This window comes from Bacillus sp. LQ16 (genome assembly GCF_057784645.1).
The window spans coordinates 2,878,823-2,897,670 of record NZ_CM173491.1 but is presented as its reverse complement, the minus strand read 5'-3'; the positions used below and the strand labels follow the sequence as shown (position 1 = coordinate 2,897,670).

At 35.0% G+C, this 18,848-nt stretch carries 16 protein-coding genes, 1 pseudogene and 3 other annotated features; of the genes and pseudogenes, 13 read left to right on the top strand and 4 right to left on the bottom strand.

Features of this window, described 5'->3' with window-relative positions:
* Positions 1–49: 49 nt before the first annotated feature.
* Positions 50–1,387, bottom strand: coding sequence for an FAD-binding oxidoreductase (locus AC3EMB_RS14585; RefSeq protein ID WP_488517085.1), 1,338 nt, complete (start codon positions 1,385–1,387; stop codon positions 50–52).
* A 155-nt stretch (positions 1,388–1,542) separates the two neighbouring features.
* A pseudogene (locus tag AC3EMB_RS14580) lies at positions 1,543–1,695 on the bottom strand (GNAT family N-acetyltransferase); the annotation flags it as partial.
* A gap of 97 nt (positions 1,696–1,792) precedes the next feature.
* Here AC3EMB_RS14580 and AC3EMB_RS14575 point away from each other — a divergent pair.
* From AC3EMB_RS14575 to AC3EMB_RS14560, 4 genes are all read left to right on the top strand, one after another.
* Positions 1,793–2,284: a hypothetical protein gene (locus tag AC3EMB_RS14575; RefSeq protein WP_001071236.1), complete on the top strand. Its 492-nt coding sequence runs from the start codon at positions 1,793–1,795 to the stop codon at positions 2,282–2,284.
* Between the two features lie 213 nt (positions 2,285–2,497).
* Positions 2,498–4,114, top strand: coding sequence for a cell wall-binding protein EntB (gene entB / locus AC3EMB_RS14570; RefSeq protein WP_488517084.1), 1,617 nt, complete (start codon positions 2,498–2,500; stop codon positions 4,112–4,114).
* Positions 4,115–4,427: 313 nt separating this feature from the next.
* The gene (locus AC3EMB_RS14565) at positions 4,428–4,850 is read left to right on the top strand and encodes an SMI1/KNR4 family protein (protein ID WP_071732048.1); all 423 of its coding nucleotides are present in this window, start codon (positions 4,428–4,430) and stop codon (positions 4,848–4,850) included.
* A 52-nt stretch (positions 4,851–4,902) separates the two neighbouring features.
* Positions 4,903–5,577 carry a hypothetical protein gene (locus tag AC3EMB_RS14560; RefSeq protein WP_488517083.1) on the top strand — a complete coding sequence of 225 codons (675 nt, stop codon included), beginning with the start codon at positions 4,903–4,905 and terminating at the stop codon, positions 5,575–5,577.
* Between the two features lie 18 nt (positions 5,578–5,595).
* On the opposite strand, the gene AC3EMB_RS14555 is transcribed toward AC3EMB_RS14560, so the two are convergent.
* Positions 5,596–6,120, bottom strand: a complete 525-nt coding sequence (locus tag AC3EMB_RS14555; protein WP_069355812.1) for a kinase — start codon at positions 6,118–6,120, stop codon at positions 5,596–5,598.
* A 99-nt stretch (positions 6,121–6,219) separates the two neighbouring features.
* On the opposite strand from AC3EMB_RS14555, the gene AC3EMB_RS14550 reads away from it, so the two are divergent.
* Genes AC3EMB_RS14550 through AC3EMB_RS14540 form a run of 3 tightly spaced genes read left to right on the top strand, consistent with a single transcriptional unit; the run spans position 6,220 to position 7,650 of the window.
* On the top strand, positions 6,220–6,525 hold the full coding sequence (locus AC3EMB_RS14550) for a YfzA family protein (RefSeq protein WP_000502339.1): 306 nt from the start codon (positions 6,220–6,222) through the stop codon (positions 6,523–6,525).
* A gap of 12 nt (positions 6,526–6,537) precedes the next feature.
* Positions 6,538–7,077 (top strand): GNAT family N-acetyltransferase, encoded by a 540-nt coding sequence (locus AC3EMB_RS14545; RefSeq protein ID WP_000898784.1) that lies wholly within the window; start codon positions 6,538–6,540, stop codon positions 7,075–7,077.
* A gap of 42 nt (positions 7,078–7,119) precedes the next feature.
* Positions 7,120–7,650 (top strand): cysteine hydrolase family protein, encoded by a 531-nt coding sequence (locus AC3EMB_RS14540; RefSeq protein WP_488517082.1) that lies wholly within the window; start codon positions 7,120–7,122, stop codon positions 7,648–7,650.
* Positions 7,651–7,800: 150 nt separating this feature from the next.
* On the opposite strand, the gene AC3EMB_RS14535 is transcribed toward AC3EMB_RS14540, so the two are convergent.
* Complete coding sequence (locus AC3EMB_RS14535) at positions 7,801–8,238, bottom strand: YndM family protein (protein WP_000997702.1); 438 nt, start codon at positions 8,236–8,238, stop codon at positions 7,801–7,803.
* A gap of 181 nt (positions 8,239–8,419) precedes the next feature.
* On the opposite strand from AC3EMB_RS14535, the gene AC3EMB_RS14530 reads away from it, so the two are divergent.
* The 6 genes from AC3EMB_RS14530 to aroA all read left to right on the top strand — a co-directional run bounded on the left by AC3EMB_RS14530 (position 8,420) and on the right by aroA (position 18,780).
* Positions 8,420–11,902, top strand: a complete 3,483-nt coding sequence (locus AC3EMB_RS14530; protein ID WP_140155494.1) for a DUF4020 domain-containing protein — start codon at positions 8,420–8,422, stop codon at positions 11,900–11,902.
* Positions 11,903–12,009: 107 nt separating this feature from the next.
* Positions 12,010–12,245 (top strand) — a binding site (T-box leader).
* A 54-nt stretch (positions 12,246–12,299) separates the two neighbouring features.
* Positions 12,300–12,535 (top strand) — a binding site (T-box leader).
* 194 nt (positions 12,536–12,729) lie between these two features.
* Positions 12,730–13,806, top strand: a complete 1,077-nt coding sequence (locus AC3EMB_RS14525) for a bifunctional 3-deoxy-7-phosphoheptulonate synthase/chorismate mutase (RefSeq protein WP_001273575.1) — start codon at positions 12,730–12,732, stop codon at positions 13,804–13,806.
* A gap of 9 nt (positions 13,807–13,815) precedes the next feature.
* Positions 13,816–14,035, top strand: a binding site (T-box leader).
* A gap of 53 nt (positions 14,036–14,088) precedes the next feature.
* The gene (gene aroC / locus AC3EMB_RS14520; RefSeq protein ID WP_488517081.1) at positions 14,089–15,261 is read left to right on the top strand and encodes a chorismate synthase; all 1,173 of its coding nucleotides are present in this window, start codon (positions 14,089–14,091) and stop codon (positions 15,259–15,261) included.
* 18 nt (positions 15,262–15,279) lie between these two features.
* Positions 15,280–16,380, top strand: coding sequence for a histidinol-phosphate transaminase (gene hisC, locus AC3EMB_RS14515; protein ID WP_488517080.1), 1,101 nt, complete (start codon positions 15,280–15,282; stop codon positions 16,378–16,380).
* Positions 16,373–17,473 carry a prephenate dehydrogenase gene (tyrA, locus tag AC3EMB_RS14510; RefSeq protein ID WP_095690671.1) on the top strand — a complete coding sequence of 367 codons (1,101 nt, stop codon included), beginning with the start codon at positions 16,373–16,375 and terminating at the stop codon, positions 17,471–17,473. Before hisC ends, tyrA begins: the two co-directional genes overlap by 8 nt.
* A gap of 17 nt (positions 17,474–17,490) precedes the next feature.
* Complete coding sequence (gene aroA / locus AC3EMB_RS14505) at positions 17,491–18,780, top strand: 3-phosphoshikimate 1-carboxyvinyltransferase (protein ID WP_078401528.1); 1,290 nt, start codon at positions 17,491–17,493, stop codon at positions 18,778–18,780.
* Positions 18,781–18,848 lie beyond the last annotated feature (68 nt).

The following is an 18,848-nucleotide window of genomic DNA, read 5'->3' as shown; positions in this document are numbered from 1 at the left end:
TTTTAAAATGGATGTTTTGTATTTAGATAGATTAGGTGGAGTATATAGTTTAAAAAAGCGGAATACTTTGCGGAAAGTTAAAGACATTTTTCGGATCATATTTCGCTTTTACTTCCATTAATCGGTCAAAGTTGCAACTGAAGTATGCATCTGGCCAATTTTTAATGTAAAGGTCAGGCGTATTAACGTAGACACCTTTTGTAAAGGGGAGCATTGCCAAACGGAAATCTTCAACCCATCGAATACTTCCACCAGCACCTTCTGGTTGCCCCCAAGTAGCGAATATTGACATGTTTGATAGTGCTTTTCGGTAAAAATAAGCAGTCGCCTCATTTGGCACTTCAGCAACAGCACCGCCTAATCCGTGGAAAAATACGGAGGTGGTGGAAAAGGGAGGTGCATTATTAATAAAGTGATCGATAATGGATAGTCCTTCTTCTGGTAATAGTTCATATACATATGGACCAACACTTTTAAATGGTAAAGGTGTTGCAGGTTGCTTCTCAGCTATTTTCGCTGCTGCTTCTGCCCATGGTATTTCTTCGATAGTTACTTGCAGTGGTGAACCGGCTTCTAGTAATGGCTGTAGTAGCGACTGCAATTCTTGTACAGAACCGAGAAATACACCTTGCATTAATAATGATGGTTCTAATCCTGCAGACATAAAAAGAGTAGTTGTAAGTCGATTATTAGCGCAAGGTAGCGTATATTCTTGCCAAGAGGTTAATACAGGTTTTAAATCTGATATCCCCCAGCTTATTTCTGCAAATCCTACCGTATTAATTTTATGTGTTCGAAACTTAAACGAAGTACATATTCCAAAGTTACCACCACCAGCACCGCGCGAAGCCCAATAGAGATCGGAGTTACACTTGGCGTTAGCGCGTATTATACAACCATTCGCGTCTACCATTTCTAATTCAAGTAAATGATCGAGAGTTAATCCAAACGGACGAGAGAGAATACTATGTCCGCCACCTAAAGTAACACCTGCAATCCCGGGAGTAGGACAAACACCACTCGGCACAACTAATCCTTCAGCTGCAAGTGTTTCAATTAAAGAAATATTTCTCCATCCAGTCCCGATAGTTACAGTTCCATTATTGTGATCTATTTCTAATTGCTTCATTTCACTTACATCAATTACAAGACCAGCATTACTGACGGATAATGCCTCATAATTATGACGTCCAGAGCGCATGCGTATAGGAACGTTATGTAGCCTTGACCAGCGAACAGCGTTTACTACATCCTGCGTATTTTGAGCAAAAATAATGATTAACGGAAATTTGTTGAAGAATGTATTGAATTCTTCACGCGCTGAATTATAATCAGGATCATTAGGTGTAACGATACGACCAGTAAGTTCAATTTTTTGATTATTCATTTCAGTCATCTCTCCTTGACGTGAAATATTTATAATGTGGAAATACAGAACATAAAGAAGAACTGACAATACTTTATAAGTAAATGAATAAAGGAAAAGGATTATTCCAATAAAGAAAAAGGCAGTGCTACATAAGTAGCACTGCCTTTTTGTAATTATATGTATGTGCTCAAAATTTCCTCAGGTAATCCATCAATCTCACAAACTTTCTCCGATGTAAAACCTACGCTTAGTAAAATTTTGCGAGAAGGGATATTATTTGGATCGATCATTGCTTTTAGTACGTTTACATCTGTTTGCTTCACTATTAAAGCTAGATGTTAATTTTTGATTATGTACGTACATACAATGTGTAATTAAGTGAATGATTAACATAGTAATTACAGAAAAGGGTGAATGAAGCATATGAATCAATTTGAGCAAATGATGTACGTTGGTGTCATCATGTCTATTGTACTATCCGTAATGATTTTAGGGTCCTTATATTATAATCCTCGACTTTCATTAACTGATTATCCGAAAGATATTCAAAAAGTAGTTTTTCCAAAATCGATTCATGAAAAAAAGCAAACCATTTACTTTAATATTGTATACAATGCTATTCTTTTCGGTTGTCCTTTCGTTTCTACATATATATTACATAAGCATGAAAAATTAATGTATATGGATGCTTATTTACACACTTTTGGTATTTTAATGATTTTCAATTTAGTAGATTTACTTATAATTGATTGGCTAATTTTTTGCTGGATTACTCCAAGGTTTGTTGTGATTCCTAGTACGGCAGGTATGAAAGGATATAAAGATTATAAGTTTCATTTAAGAGGGGCTATAGTCGCTACTCAAATTTTAGCAATCGTAAGTTTATTTTTGGCGGGAATTGCAACAACTATTTAGTGTGAAGAAGGGCATGAAGCTTTTATAAAAGATAAGGAGATTTATAATATATAGAATTAGAAATGAGAATTTGTTAGTATTGAAGTGAGGAGTTTTAATAACAGTATATTAAGCCGTATTAATATACTGTTGCAAATGTTTTGATATTATGTAAAATTATACAATTTTACAGAGACATTTGATAAAATTCAAAAAAATATAATGGAGGCTAATATGAAAAAAGTAATTGGCGCAGCAACAGCAACTATTTTTGGATTGGGGGCGTTTACCACAACTGCTACCGCAGAAACAATCGTAACAGCAGATGTACTTAACGTACGTGAAAAACCGACTACAGAATCAAAAGTGGTCGAAAAAGTAAAGAATGGGCAAGAGTTAAAAGTCATCAATACCGAAGATGGCTGGTCAAAAATTGAATTGAACGGTAAAGAAGTGTTTGTAAGTTCGGAGTTTACAAAAGATGTGTATCATGTAACGGCGAATTTGTTAAATGTACGTACCGAAGCAAACACAGATTCAGAAATTCTTGGCAGACTAAAAAAAGATGATGTAATTGAATCAACGCATCAAGTAAAAGACGGATGGTTGGAATTTGAGTATAAAGGAAAAATTGCTTATGCAAACGTTTCTTTCCTATCAAGTACAGCACCAACTGAAAAGAAAACTGAAGAGAAAACGAAGCAAGTAGCGAAAGTACAAAAATCAGTTAAAGAAAAGAAAGAAGTAAAGACGCAGAAAGTAGCAAAAGCGAAAGAAACAACGAAAGCACAAGAAATAGTAAAGCCTAAAGAAGAAGTAAAAGTTAAAGAAGAACCGAAAGCACAAGAAATAGTAAAGCCTAAAGAAGAGGCAAAAGTTAAAGAAGAAGTAAAAGTTAAAGAAGAAGTAAAAGCACAAGAAATAGTAAAGCCTAAAGAAGAGGCAAAAGTCAAAGAAGAAGTAAAAGTTAAAGAAGAACCGAAAGCGCAAGAAATAGTAAAGCCTAAAGAAGAGGCAAAAGTCAAAGAAGAAGTAAAAGTTAAAGAAGAACCGAAAGCGCAAGAAATGGTAAAGGCTAAAGAAGAAGTAAAAGCTAAAGAAGAAGTAAAAGCTAAAGAAGAAGTAAAAGCTAAAGAAGAAGTAAAAGCTAAAGAAGAAGAAAAAGCGCAAGAAATAGCAAAAGCAAAAGAAGAAGAGAAAGCAAGAGAAATAGCAAGAGCTAAAGAAGAAGAGAAAGCAAAAGAAATAGCAAAAGCAAAAGCAAAAGCAAAAGAAGAAGAGAGAGCAAGAGAAATAGCAAAAGCTAAAGAAGAAGAGAAAGCAAGAGAAATAGCAAGAGCTAAAGAAGAAGAGAAAGCAAAAGAAATAGCAAAAGCAAAAGCAAAAGAAGAAGAGAGAGCAAGAGAAATAGCAAAAGCTAAAGCTAAAGAAGAAGAAAAAGCAAGAGAAATAGCAAAAGCTAAGGAAGAAGAAAGAGCAAGAGAAATAGCACAGGCTAAAGAAGAAGAGAGAGCGAAAGAAGTATCAAAAAACAATATACAGTCTGCTAAACGTGAATTAACGGTAGTAGCGACAGCGTATACTGCTGATCCAAGTGAAAATGGTACATATGGTGGACGCGTTTTAACTGCGATGGGGCATGATTTAACGGCAAATCCGAATATGAGAATTATCGCAGTTGACCCGAAAGTAATCCCATTAGGATCTAAAGTATGGGTAGAAGGTTATGGAGAAGCTATCGCTGGTGATACTGGAAGCGCAATTAAAGGTAATCGTATTGATGTATTAATGGGGTCAAAAAGTAAAGCTATGAATTGGGGAAGAAAAACTGTTAAAGTAAAAATTTTATAGTAACTATAATGATCCAAATAGAAGTCAGTTCTCTTTATTGAGGCTGGCTTTTATTTTTTTAGTGGAAGTATAATAGGATTTTTAAATGACTTATTAATAAACCTGTAATAAAACATAAAAATTGTCTCATGTTTAGAAAAACTATTAAGAATGAGGTAAGGAAGTAGAACAGAAGGTTATTGAGAAGTAGAGAAGAATAGTATGTTGAAAACGAAGGGTTAACGTATAATGAAATATATAAATCGGATCAAATCGTTTACTAAACACTTTCACTCATAATAGTGTAATTAAGTTCAAAGGATAGGTGTATTTCATGAAAGAAGTAAGAGAATATATTGAAACAAAGAAACAAGGTGTATTGGAGTTGCAAATAAAAGAAACGGAAGAAAAGCTAGGTGTTGCTTTCCCAAATCAATATAGGGATCTTATTAAATTAGTTAATAATGCTGAAATAGGGGAATGGATACTATATCCGATTAAAGATAATAGAAATGTAACGAAAACTTGGGATGATATTGTTAGACAAAACATTGACATGAGAGATGAGTCTATACCAGAAAATCTTATCATAATTGGTGACGATGGTTCAGGGGATAAATTGTGCTTTAAAATAAATAATGGAAAAACGGATGATAAAATATATATTTGGTATCACGCGGATGACGAAATGGAAGAAATATCTCCGAGTTTAAAAGAATTTATTATGGAAACTATTCAGGAAGACGATGTTTTTTAGTCTTAATTATTATCATTTTGTGAATCATTCTTATAAAAGGCGAGGATAGAATATGACAATAGAATTATATGGCGCACATTGTAATGAGCGGAAAGGGTATAGAGTAATTGAAGGAAGAGGTTCATATAATCATTACTTTGGCGGTCAAGATTGTAATTTGCCAGTATGTAAGTTATGCGGTGAGAAGATGCATCAAATTCTCTGTTTTGATTTAAAAGATGGGAGACTTGCTGAACTTAAAAGTAATGAACTAAATATTTTACCATTCGTTTCATGCTTGAACTGCGCGATGGTGTGGGAACCGCAATATTTTCAGTTAAGTGATGGAGGTAAAACAGTTCAAATCATAAAGCAGCAAAATACAGAAGAATGGATAATGGAAGAGGAAGATAAGTTACCAGTTTCATTACCAAAAACAACGGTAAAGCTTATAAATATGAAAAATGAAGATATACCTACAGATGAAGATAGTTACTGGGAAGCTTTTGACTTGTTCGGTTCTGAATATGTATGTAGATTATTAGGGGCACCATTATATGCGGATCTTCCAGAGGATTTGGCGTGTCCAACTTGTTCTAAAGAGATGAAGTATGTTGCTACAATTACACAAGATATCGAGGAACGTGAACTTATTTCAGTAGTTGATTTCCAGTTTGGGGAAATGAATATCTATTTTTATTTATGTCAAGATTGTTCAATTATAAAAACGGAAACACAAAGTACATAACAAGACTAACATATTATATTAGTCTTGTTTTTGTATCGCAACATCGTTAAGAATCGCATCAAATATATCTTTTTGTGTAAAATTATCTGTAAAAATAGTTTCACTAGCAACTTCAATTGTATCGTGCGGATTATACCATTTTTGAAGGGAATATTCACCAAATTCATGTCGTTTGTCCCTTGTGTTATGTCGTCTAATGGTTTCCTCGAGTGATAAATCAAAGTAATATGTATATGCATTTCCATCAAAATAACGAATTAATTCTTTCAACATATCACCGTATCTACGATTGTTTAAAATACCTTCTAAAATAACAAACTTACATTTTCCTTTTCCGTACTTCGTAATTTCAAATAGTAGATCATGAGATAAGTTCCCCATCGTGTCGTGTACTCTTAACATATCTCTACGCACGACGTCTTGAGAGACTAAAAGTGTACCTTGTCCGAAATGTTCTTGTAGTTGCTTTGCAATCGTTGTTTTACCACTTGCGGAGTTTCCTCTAAGAATGATTAAAGTGGATGTAAGTATAGGTTTAGACATAATGTATTCCCCAAACGGTATTAATTATATAGAAAATTTTAACAAATAAAGTGAGGAAAGTGTATAATTAATATGATGAATATTTAAGGAGGGGATTAGATGGGGGATATATTAAAAAATGCACAACCTATATGGAAACGGACTTGGTTTCGTTATCTAGGGGCATTTTTTATTGTTCAGTTACTGTTTATTTTGTGTGAAATAACTGCGTGGGCACCAAACTTTAGGCCAGGCGGAGAGTTTTTTAATAGAATATTAAATTCTCAATTTTTCACTGAATGGTTCACACTCTATACAATCCCGCAATTTAACGTATTTACAGCATTTTTTGCGATTACATTACTACCATATGCATTAGTAGGTGCAATGAAAGATGTAACATCAAGAAAAAATATAAAGGAATAATAGAGGTATAATATGCTTTTTCAAAAAGAAGGTTTATTGATTAGATACGTAATGGAAAATGATGCAGCTATCATTTCTAAATGGTTAACGGACCCAGCAGTCCTGCGGTATTACGAAGGGCGAGATAATCCGCAATCTGTAGAAAAGGTGCTTGATCATTTTATGCATAATCCAAACAGTAATGAAAATAGATGTTTAATAGAATTTGATACCGTTCCGATTGGTTACATACAAATGTACCCAGTTGATTCAGAGTGGAAAGCGATATATGGCTATAAAGAATCACAAAATGTATGGGGAATGGATCAATTTATCGGTGAACCAGTCTATTGGGGAAAAGGAATTGGACAAAAACTCGTTCAGGCAGCAATTACATACATTATGGGTGAAATGGGAGCAGAAGCAATCGCAATGGATCCGAAAGTAAATAATGAACGAGCGATAAAGTGTTATGAAAAATGCGGATTTAAAAAAGTAAAGATTTTAAAGGAACATGAGCTGCATGAGGGGGAACTAGAAGATTGTTGGATGATGGAATACAAACAATTATAATGAATATGCAATGGCTTATATAAACGAAGGGAGCTGTGTGAAATGAAAAAAGCATTAATCGTAATTGATGTGCAAGCCGGTATGTATACAGCTGGAATGCCAGTACATAATGGGGGAAAGTTTTTACAAACATTGCAAGAGCTTATTGGGGAATGTCGTTCAAATGATATTCCAGTTATTTATGTCCAACATAACGGTCCTAAAGACCATCCGTTAGAAAAAGGTACGGATGGATGGCGAATCCATGCAACAATCACTCCGCAAGAAGGGGATGATATTGTTGAAAAGACGACGCCAGATTCATTCCATAAGACAAACTTAAGCGAAGTGTTACAAGAGAAAGGAATTGAACACGTTATTCTTTCGGGAATGCAAACAGAGTATTGTGTAGATACGACAACGCGCAGAGCATGTAGTGAAGGATATAAAGTAACGTTAGTGAGTGATGCGCATAGTACATTTAATACAGAAGTGTTACGTGCTGAAGATATTGTGAAACATCATAACACAGTATTGGGAGCGTTTGCGGATGTTGTTGCATTAAAAGACTTGAAAGTGGCTGCCTCTAAATAAGAGGCAGTTTTTTTATTAGAAAAATAGCGTCAAATATTGTTGGTAAGTCGATATTTTGAAATAATCGTTTATATAATTTCACGTACCATAATAAAAATATACAAAAAAGGAGCACCACATAATTAAAAAGGGTGCTCCTGCATTAAAATGTTACTTTTTCTTGTCTTTATCCAATATATTTTGTTCTTCAGCAAACTCCGTACCATATGCAAAGCGGCGATTAATACGAATGTTATCATTGTTGTGCCTTGTATGAGAGTTAGAGAAGCGATGAACGATTACTTCAGATAAAGTGAAGACGATGGCAGAAAGGATACTGCCCCATGCAATTTGCATATAGTTGTCTAATAAAATATTACCGAAAATCCATACGCTTAAATATGTTAATAAGAAATCCGACATAATGGCACCAGTATTGCCAATTCGATTTAAAATAATTTTATCAACGAACATGTAGGATACGATTGTAACAAAGAGACTGAATGAAATAATTTGAACAAACGTTGCAGGGAAAAATAAAGCAAGCCCAATGCTAAATGCGATAATGCACGATATAAACTTGATAAGCACTACTGTGAAATCATTCAAAATTTACACCTCCGATTTATACATAGTTTTGCAATAAATTCTGGAGTTCATACATTGTAACGGATTTATTTACATAAAACTTTTTCATGTTCGGAATTTAGTCTAAATATTATAAAAATAACGAAAAAATGTTATAGTAAAATGAGAGTGTATGACATTTTTAGGTAAGGGGGAATCCAGGATGTGGATTACTTCAGAAGTAGAAATTCCAGATGAGTTAATTGATCACATTGAGCAAGGAAAGTTAGTGTTATTTGTTGGAGCGGGAGTTTCTATGAAAGGGAAATCAAACTTACCAAATTTTGATGATTTAGTTGATGAAATTGCAAAAACGTTATATGTCGAAAAGCGTGAAATAACAGAACCACATGATTATTATCTTGGTAAAATTGCGAAAACAAAAGATGTACATCAAGTCGCAAGAGATCTTGTTCATATAGAGAAATCAAAACCGAATCCATTACATTATGCAATTCCAAGGTTATTTCCTTTAGATACAGATATCCGCATTGTAACAACAAATTTTGATCAACATTTTACAACTGCAATTAAAGAAATAAATAGAGATATCAATGTTTATTACGCTCCAGCTTTACCGACTGGGAGAGCTTTTAAAGGTCTTGCTTATATACATGGTAATGTAGAACAGGAGAAAGAGGCTTTAATTTTAACAGACGGTGATTTTGGAAGGGCTTACTTAACGGAAGGGTGGGCGAGAAGATTTTTAGTCGATCTATTCTCAAATTACACCGTTTTATTCGTTGGATATAGTCATAATGACCCAGTAATGAAATATTTAGCAACTGGTTTACCACCAAGTACAAGACGATTTGCTTTCGTCGCACAAGGAGAAAATACGTACCACTGGGAACATTTGGGGATAAGACCGATTGTGTATCCGAATAAAGTGAATAATCATCAATCCCTCGTAAAAGCGGTAAAACGCTGGGCGGAATTAATGGGTGATAATTATATTACGAAAAGAATGCGTATTCGGGATATTGTAACGGTTCCCCCGTCAGTAGAACAGGAACAATTATCATACATAAAGCAATCAATTAAAAAAATTGAAACAGTTCGTTACTTTGTGGAATTTGCTCACGATTATGAATGGGTCGAATGGTTAGAAGCAGAAGGTAAATTACAAAATTTGTTTATGCTTACGCCAAACTATAATGAAGTAGATGAATTACTTGCAGAATGGTTAGTGGAACAATTTCTTTTTAGTCATCAGATAGAATTATTTCAATTAATTTATAAAAACTATTCTAAAATATCACCGTTATTATGGAGAACAATTTGTAACTACTTAAACGAAACGAAGAGTAAGATGGACCCATTGTTGTTTGCCAGGTGGACACTCCTTTTATTAGAAACTGCTGAAAAAGATAGTAGCTCTATAGAAAAGATTTCTAAGTTACTGCAAAAATGTTCTTTTCCTGAGCATAAGGAAATTGCGTTATTGTTACTAACTTTTATTTTAGACGGAAAGCTGAAGTTGAAACGTGTAAGAAAATGGGGAAATGATACGCAAGAAGCAATAGAACTCGAGGAATCGAGTCGCTTACCAGTATCAACATTTTCTCATGTGGAGCAAATTTGGAATGAAAAGATGAGGCCATATATCGCCTATTATGCTGTTCCAATTATGATGATTGGATTAGAAAAATTGAGAATGTTGTCATTAAGACAAACGGCACTGAAAAAAAGAAATACGGAAGATGTAGAAAAAGAGTTTCATCAAAATGATCTTGCATTTTTAATACAAATTGTAAAAGAGTGTCTAACTTATTTATGTGAAAACAATGAGAAAAAAGCGGATTATTATATTACAGAAATGATAGAAGCGAATAGTGTACTTCAAAAGCGAATTGCAATTGATGCGATGAATAAAAATATTTTTGTTCGTGTAGATGACAAAATGAAATGGTTGTTACAGGAAGGACTTCTTTTAGATTTCACTTATAAACATGAAGTTTTCCAACTTTTAAAAAGTCATTATGCAAATTGTTTGGAAAAAACAAAAGAAGAAGTCACTCGAACTGTAATAAAGCGTCTTACAGAAGAGAGAGTATTTGATGCATGTCTCGTATTAGACTTATTATTCAAGTGTGATTCAAATAGTCCATCTACGGCAAATGGGTATGAGTTAATGAAGCAAAAGCATCCTCATTTTCATTCTGAACGATACAGTGTACAAAAGAAAGAGGATACAGCGCAAAGCATTACTTGTAATGTAACAGCTGACGGATTATTGCAGCTGAAAGATGTTGAAATTATGAAGCAAGTTCGGCAATTTTCGCAAGATGGTGTTTTTGAACAACGCCATTTTTTAGAGATGTTATCAAAAGCATGTAAATTGAATACAGAGTGGAGTATTTCATTCGCATATCAATTAGTAGGAGTGCAAGAAATAAGTAATGAAGTATGGTTTGTTTGTATTAGAGAATGGCGAAATAACAGAGGATTGACAAATGATCAAATCCAAAAAATTATTCCGTTATTGCAGAAATTTGTTAGAAATACTGCTTTTCATTGGTTAATTAGTAGTTTTTTATATGAAATTAGTAATCGACTAGAAGAGTTAGAAGAGAATAGTATACGTGTTGTAAAACGCTTTGCTTTTTCAGTATTTCCTCAAGTTATGAAGAGTGATACGGATTTTAAGCTTGGAAAACAAGATTTTTACAATGAATCAATTCAGCATCCTGTTGGAAAAATGACGGCTGTATTATTAAAGTTGTTATCATATGATCATTTATACGATCGTAATGTATATGAATATTTATTTTTATTTGAAGAACAAGTAAGAGTTAATTCAGTACGAACAAACTTTATGTTTGCTCGTTTAATAGCAGATATTACATTTCTATATCATATTGAAAAGCAATGGTGCCGAAAATATTTGTTACCATACTTAGATTTAAAAAAACAAAATGAAATTACGGAATATGCATGGGCTGGTTTATGTTACACGCAAATAAATTTACCTTTATTTACAGAAATGAAGCGTTTTATTAAGTATGCGATAGAACATTTGGAAGTATTACATCCGCATACGAGGGAAGCTTTCTTGAAGTGGCTTAGCTTTGTATTTATTAAATGTGTACTATATTGGGAGCAAAAAACAGATTGGTTATACCCTTTACTCGTATTAGAAAATGAAGAAAATAAAATTAAATTTATGCAGTTTTTATGCTATTACGTCAAAACATTAAGTGTAAAAGAACAACAAAAATTTTGGACAGCTTGGCTCAGTGTATTTTTGCGAGAACGACCAAAAATGGGTGAGATAACAGCGAGAGAATATGTAATGCTTTTACGTATTATTTTATACATGGATGAAATATTAGAAAAAGGATTATGTATTATGTCTCGTGCATTTTCAAGTGTAAATGGTAAATGTACAGGTGAGGAAATGAAGCAGTTATTGATTGAAATGCTTCATAAGAAAGAAAGTATGAAAGCGCATAAAGAAATGTTTGCAAATGTGTTTTTTATTTTACTACAAACATGTCAAGAAGCCGTTTTATTTGAAAAAGAAATCATAAAAATAAAAGAATTATTAGTTCAGTATGGAGTAGAGGAATATGTTTTACATTTACTAGAAAATGAAATAATTCGCATAGGAATTGTAATGGGTGATTTACAAGAAGAATTATAGGACGAAAGTGGAATTTTAAAAAATATATAAAAAGTTGTTGACAGTGTTTTGAAAAGCGTTCTATAATACGAATCATACTTATTCAATTTCAAAAACATTTGAATAAACAAAGTGCAATGAAGAGATCACAGTAGTGGTTAGTCTTACTGTAACAGAGAGCTGGTGGTTGGTGTGAACCAGTACAGGGATAATCATGAATTACAGTCTTGGAGCATCTTTTTCGTAATAAAGATAGTTTGTCTTTATGAGGAAAAAGCGGTCAATTGATCGTTAACAGTGAAGAGAGGTAGACAGAAAGTTAGTCTACAACTAGGGTGGTACCGCGATAAATATCGTCCCTACTGATTTATTCAGTAGGGACTTTTTGTATTTTAGTGGTCCAACTTGAAAATAAAATAGTCATGCATTGAAAGGAAAAGCAGTAGTTGTTGTTTCCCTGTAACAGAGAGCTGGTGGTTGGTGCGAACCAGTACAAAAACAAGAGCGAATTACAGTCCTGGAGCATCTTTTTCGTAGTAAAGATAGTATTGTCTTTATGAAGGGAAAGACGGTCAGATGATCGTTAACAATGAAGAGAGGTAGACGAAAGAAGTCTACAACTAGGGTGGTACCGCGATAAATATCGTCCCTACTGATTGGATCAGTAGGGCTTTTTTGTACAAAAAAGTGGCTTTTTAACTAGTAGTTCATGTCTTTGTACGAATTATTAGTTTAAAATAAGAAGAGGTATCGATTCCACTATAAATTTGTATAATTAGCCAGTTCAGAAAATAGAGAATCTTTTATTCTCTTACTATACTTTTAAAACATTAGAGGAGGATTTCCAAATGGCAAATCATGAATTAGATCAATTACGTAAACAGGTAGATGAAATTAACTTACAACTATTACACCTTTTAAACAAACGTGGTGAAATCGTTCAAAAAATTGGAGAGCAAAAGCAAGTACAAGGTACGAAACGCTTTGATCCAGTACGTGAGCGTGAAGTACTTGATATGATTGCAGAGCATAACGAAGGACCATTCGAAACATCAACAGTTCAACATATTTTCAAAACGATTTTCAAAGCAAGCTTAGAGTTACAAGAAGATGATAACCGTAAAGCGTTACTAGTATCACGTAAAAAGAAACAAGAAAATACAATCGTTGATGTAAAAGGTGAATTGATTGGAAACGGAACACAAACGTTCATCATGGGACCTTGTGCAGTAGAAAGCTTAGAGCAAGTTCGTCAAGTAGGGCAAGCGATGAAAGACCAAGGCTTAAAATTAATGCGCGGTGGTGCATTCAAACCGAGAACATCTCCATACGATTTCCAAGGTTTAGGAGTAGAAGGACTTCAAATTTTACGTCAAGTAGCAGACGAGTTCGACTTAGCAATTATTAGTGAAATTTTAAATCCGAACGATGTTGAAATGGCATTAGACTACGTTGATGTAATTCAAGTTGGCGCACGTAACATGCAAAACTTCGATTTATTACGAGCTGTAGGTAAAGTTAACAAACCAGTATTATTAAAACGTGGATTAGCAGCAACAATTGATGAGTTCATTAACGCAGCGGAATACATCATTGCGCAAGGTAACGATCAAATTATTCTTTGTGAGCGCGGTATCCGCACATACGAAAGAGCAACACGTAACACATTAGACATTTCTGCAGTACCAATTTTAAAGAAAGAAACACATTTACCAGTTATCGTTGATGTAACACATTCAACTGGACGCAGAGATTTATTATTACCAACAGCGAAAGCGGCACTTGCAATTGGCGCAGATGCAGTAATGGCTGAAGTTCATCCAGATCCAGCAGTTGCATTGTCAGATTCTGCACAACAAATGGACATTCCAGAATTCCATAGATTCATGGATGAGTTAAAAGGTTTCAAAAATAAATTATCTTAATTCCATATCATATATGCGTTGAAGAGGAAACAGTAGTGCTTATCTCACTGTTAAAGAGAGCTGATGGCTGGTGTGAATCAGTACAAAGGTAAGCATGAATTACAGCCTTGGAGCATCTTTCTCGACAACTTATGGAGGGGAAGACGGTCAAACGATCGTTAAAGAAGAAGAGAGGTAGACGACAGTTGTCTACAACTAGGGTGGTACCGCGATAAACATCGTCCCTACTGAGCGCTCAGTAGGGACTTTTTTGTACAAAAAAATAGTAAAGGGGCAAGAGAAATGAGATACATTACAGCTGGAGAATCACATGGACCGCAGTTAACAGTTATTTTAGAAGGTGTACCAGCAGGTTTGACACTTACGGCGGAACATATTAATAAAGAATTATTAAGAAGACAAAAAGGTCATGGACGCGGAAGACGCATGCAAATTGAAACAGATACAGTTGAAATTGTAAGTGGTGTTCGTCACGGGATGACACTTGGATCACCGATTACGTTAATCGTAAAAAATGATGATTTCAAACATTGGACGAAAGTAATGGGTGCTGAGCCAATTTCTAAAAAAGAAAGTAAAGACATGAAACGTACAATTACAAAACCACGTCCAGGACATGCGGATTTAAATGGAGCAATTAAATATGGTCATCGTGATATAAGAAACGTATTAGAGCGCTCATCTGCAAGAGAAACGACAGTTCGTGTAGCTGCTGGTGCAGTTGCAAAACAAATTTTAAGCGAATTAGGCGTAAAAATTGCAGGACATGTTCTTGAAATTGGTGGAGTAAAAGCAAAACATATTTCAAACTTACCGATTGAAGAAATTCAAACGATAACTGAAAACTCACCAGTTCGATGTTTAGATAAAGAAGTAGAGCAAGAAATGATGGATGCGATTGACAACGCAAAAAGTACCGGAGATTCAATCGGTGGTATTGTGGAAGTTATTGCAGAAGGTATGCCTATTGGCGTTGGTAGTTACGTTCATTACGATCGTAAATTAGATGCAAAACTTGCTGGTGCAATTATGAGTATAAATGCATTTAAAGGTGCTGAAATTGGCGTAGGTTTTGAAGCGGCAAGACAACCAGGAAGTAAAGTGCATGATGAAATTCTGTGGGATGAAGAAAAAGGATACACGAGAAAAACGAATAATGCCGGCGGTTTAGAAGGCGGTATGACAACAGGTATGCCAATTGTCGTAAGAGGCGTTATGAAGCCAATTCCTACATTATACAAACCGTTAGCAAGCGTTGATATTGATACGAAGGAAGCATTCCAAGCGAGTATTGAAAGATCTGATAGTTGCGCAGTGCCAGCAGCGGGTGTAGTAGCTGAATCTGTTGTAGCATGGGAACTTGCAGATGCACTAGTCGAACAATTCGGAAAAGATCGTATGGAATTATTAAAACAAAACATTATGCAACACAATAACTACGCAAAAGAATTTTAATAAAAAGGTGGGTTTAACGTGCAAGTAAAAGATCAACTATCATCATTACAACCATATAAACCAGGTAAATCACCAGAACAAATGAAAGAAGTGTACGGAGATCATTCGTTTGTGAAATTAGCATCGAATGAAAATCCATTCGGTTGTTCACCGAGAGTTTTAGAAGAGTTGCAAAAATCTTGGTTGGAACATGCTTTATATCCTGACGGAGGTGCTACGACGCTCCGTCAAACAATCGCGGATAAGTTGCATGTGCAAATGGAACAAGTACTTTGTGGTAGTGGTTTAGATGAAATCATTCAAATAATAAGCCGCGCCGTATTACGAGCGGGAGATAACATTGTAACAGCAGGTGCAACATTCCCGCAATACCGTCATCATGCGATTATTGAAGGCTGTGAAGTGAAAGAAATTCCTTTAAATAACGGTGTATACGATTTAGACGAAATTTTGTCAGCGGTAAATAATAATACGAAAATCGTATGGATTTGTAATCCGAACAACCCGACGGGCACATATGTGAATGAGCAAAAATTAACTCAATTTATTGAAGGCATTAGTGAAAATACGTTAATTGTCATTGATGAAGCGTACTATGAATACGTAACAGCAAAAGATTTCCCTGAGACATTACCGCTTTTAGAAAAACATAAAAACATTCTTGTACTTAGAACGTTTTCTAAAGCATACGGATTAGCTTCTTTCCGCGTTGGATATGCGATCGGACAGGAAGAGCTAATTGAGAAATTAAATATCGTACGTTTACCATTTAACGTATCTTCATTAGCGCAAAAAGCAGCTACGATTGCTTTTGGTGATAACGAGTTTATTGAAGAAATAGTTCGTGTGAATACAGAGGGATTACAACAATACGAAAGCTTTTGTAAGGAAAATGAAATTCCATTTTATCCATCACAAACAAATTTCATCTTCTTGGCAGTTGAGAATGCAGGAGAGATTTATGAAGCTTGTGCACATGCAGGGTTTATTATTCGTCCATTCCCAAATGGTGTCCGTATTACAGTTGGAACAAGGGAGCAAAATGAAGGAGTGATTTCAGTGTTAAAACAACACTTTGAAAACAAAAAAAGTAAGTCTCGAGATGAGGCAAATGCGTAAAAAGGTAGTATTAATTGGAACAGGTTTAATAGGAGGCTCTCTCGCATTAGCGATTAAGAAAGAGCACGATGTAACGATAACAGGTTACGATATATTTAAAGAGCAAGTAGAGCGTGCAAAAGAATTACACGTAGTAGATGAAGTAGCAGTTGATTTACAGCATGCATGTGAAGAGGCACATTTAATTATTTTTGCTTCTCCAGTTGAAGAAACGAAGAAGCTATTACACAAACTTGCGTCATTCCGTTTACGAGAAGATGTTATAGTGACTGATGTTGGTAGTACAAAAGGGTCTATTATGAACGAAGCGGAAGCTTTATTTTCAAAGGAAGTTTCTTTCATTGGGGGACATCCGATGGCGGGTTCTCATAAAACGGGAGTTGAAAGCGCAAAGGCGCATTTATTTGAAAATGCGTTTTACATTTTAACACCGATGAATCATGTACCAAATGAACAAGTGGAAGACCTTAAAGTATGGTTAAAAGGAACAGGATCTCATTTTCTTGTTTTAAATACAGAAGAACATGATTATGTAACAGGGATTGTTAGTCATTTCCCGCATCTTATCGCAGCAGGTTTAGTAAAGCAAGTTGAGAAACATGCAGGAGATAATCCGCTCATTCATCAACTCGCTGCTGGAGGTTTCAAAGACATTACACGTATCGCATCTAGTAGTCCGAAAATGTGGAGTGATATTGTAAAGCAAAATCGAGAGCATTTAATGGTATTATTAAAAGAGTGGATCTCTGAAATGGAAGGTTTATATAAGACAGTTTCTACCGGAGATGCAGGCGAGATTCAAAACTATTTTGCAGATGCGAAGGAATACCGTGATTCTTTACCAGTAAGAAAGAGTGGTGCAATTCCTGCCTATCACGACTTATACGTTGATGTATTAGATAAGGTGGGGGCATTGGCTCATATTACGAGTATTTTAGCGCGCGAGGAAATTAGTATTACGAACTTGCAAATATTAGAAGCGCGTGAAGGACTGCTTGGGGTATTACGTATTAGTTTCCAAAGGGAAGAAGATCGTATGAAAGCGAAGCTAGCGCTTGGAGAAGAAGAATACCAAACTTATGAAACAATTTAAATGAGAAGGTGAAAAACGTGAAAGAAAGAACAATACAACCTGTTAATAACGGATTGAATGGCAATATTACAATCCCAGGTGATAAATCCATTTCACACCGTGCTGTTATGTTCGGTTCGATTGCAGAAGGGAAAACAACAATTAAAGGTTTCTTGCCCGGTGCAGACTGTTTAAGTACTATTTCATGTTTTAAAGAAATGGGAGTAGAAATTACGCAAAACGGTGATGAAGTTACTGTAGTTGGTAAAGGATTAGAAGGTTTACAAGAACCGAAAGTTGTATTAGATGTTGGTAATTCTGGTACAACAATTCGATTAATGTCAGGTATATTAGCTAACACACCATTTTTCTCTTGCGTACAAGGTGATGAGTCTATCGCAAAAAGACCGATGAAGCGTGTAACAAACCCATTAAAACAAATGGGTGCAAACATTGACGGCAGAGAAGAAGGAACATTTACACCGCTAACAATACGTGGCGGAGATTTAAAAGCAATTGAATATATTTCTCCTGTTGCAAGTGCACAAGTAAAGTCAGCTATTTTACTTGCAGGTCTTCGTGCAGAAGGTGTAACAGCTGTTACAGAACCACATATTTCACGCGACCATACGGAAAGAATGCTTGAAGCATTTGGTGTTAAAGTAAATCGCGAAGGGAAAACAGTGAAGCTGTCAGGTGGACAAAAATTAACAGCAACAGACATTCAAGTGCCAGGTGACGTATCATCAGCAGCATTTTTCTTAGTAGCAGGTGCAATCATCCCAAATAGTAAACTAGTATTACAAAATGTAGGAATGAATCCAACTCGTACAGGTATTATTGATGTTTTAGAGAAAATGGGTGCTACGTTCACTGTAGATATAATTAACGAAGGGGCATCAGAACCAGCTGCAAATATTACAATTGAAACATCTTCATTAAAAGGAATTGAAATTGGCGGAGATATTATCCCTAGATTAATCGATGAGATTCCTGTAATCGCATTAGCGGCAACGCAAGCGGAAGGAATTACAGTAATTAAAGATGCACACGAATTAAAAGTAAAAGAAACAAATCGTATTGATACAGTCGTTGCTGAGTTAACGAAACTAGGAGCTCGCATAGAAGCAACTGATGACGGCATGATCATTTACGGAAAATCAGCTCTAAAAGGCAATACAGTAAATAGTTATGGTGATCATCGCATCGGAATGATGCTTGCGATTGCTGGCTGCCTGGCAGAAGGAAAAACAATTATTGAAGATGCAGAAGCAGTAGGTGTATCATATCCTACATTCTTTGATGAACTTCAAAAGTTAGCTAAATAATAAGGATGGAAAGCAGATACGTGATGTATCTGCTTTTTTTGTTAAAACGTCTTTCTAATTTCACTTAC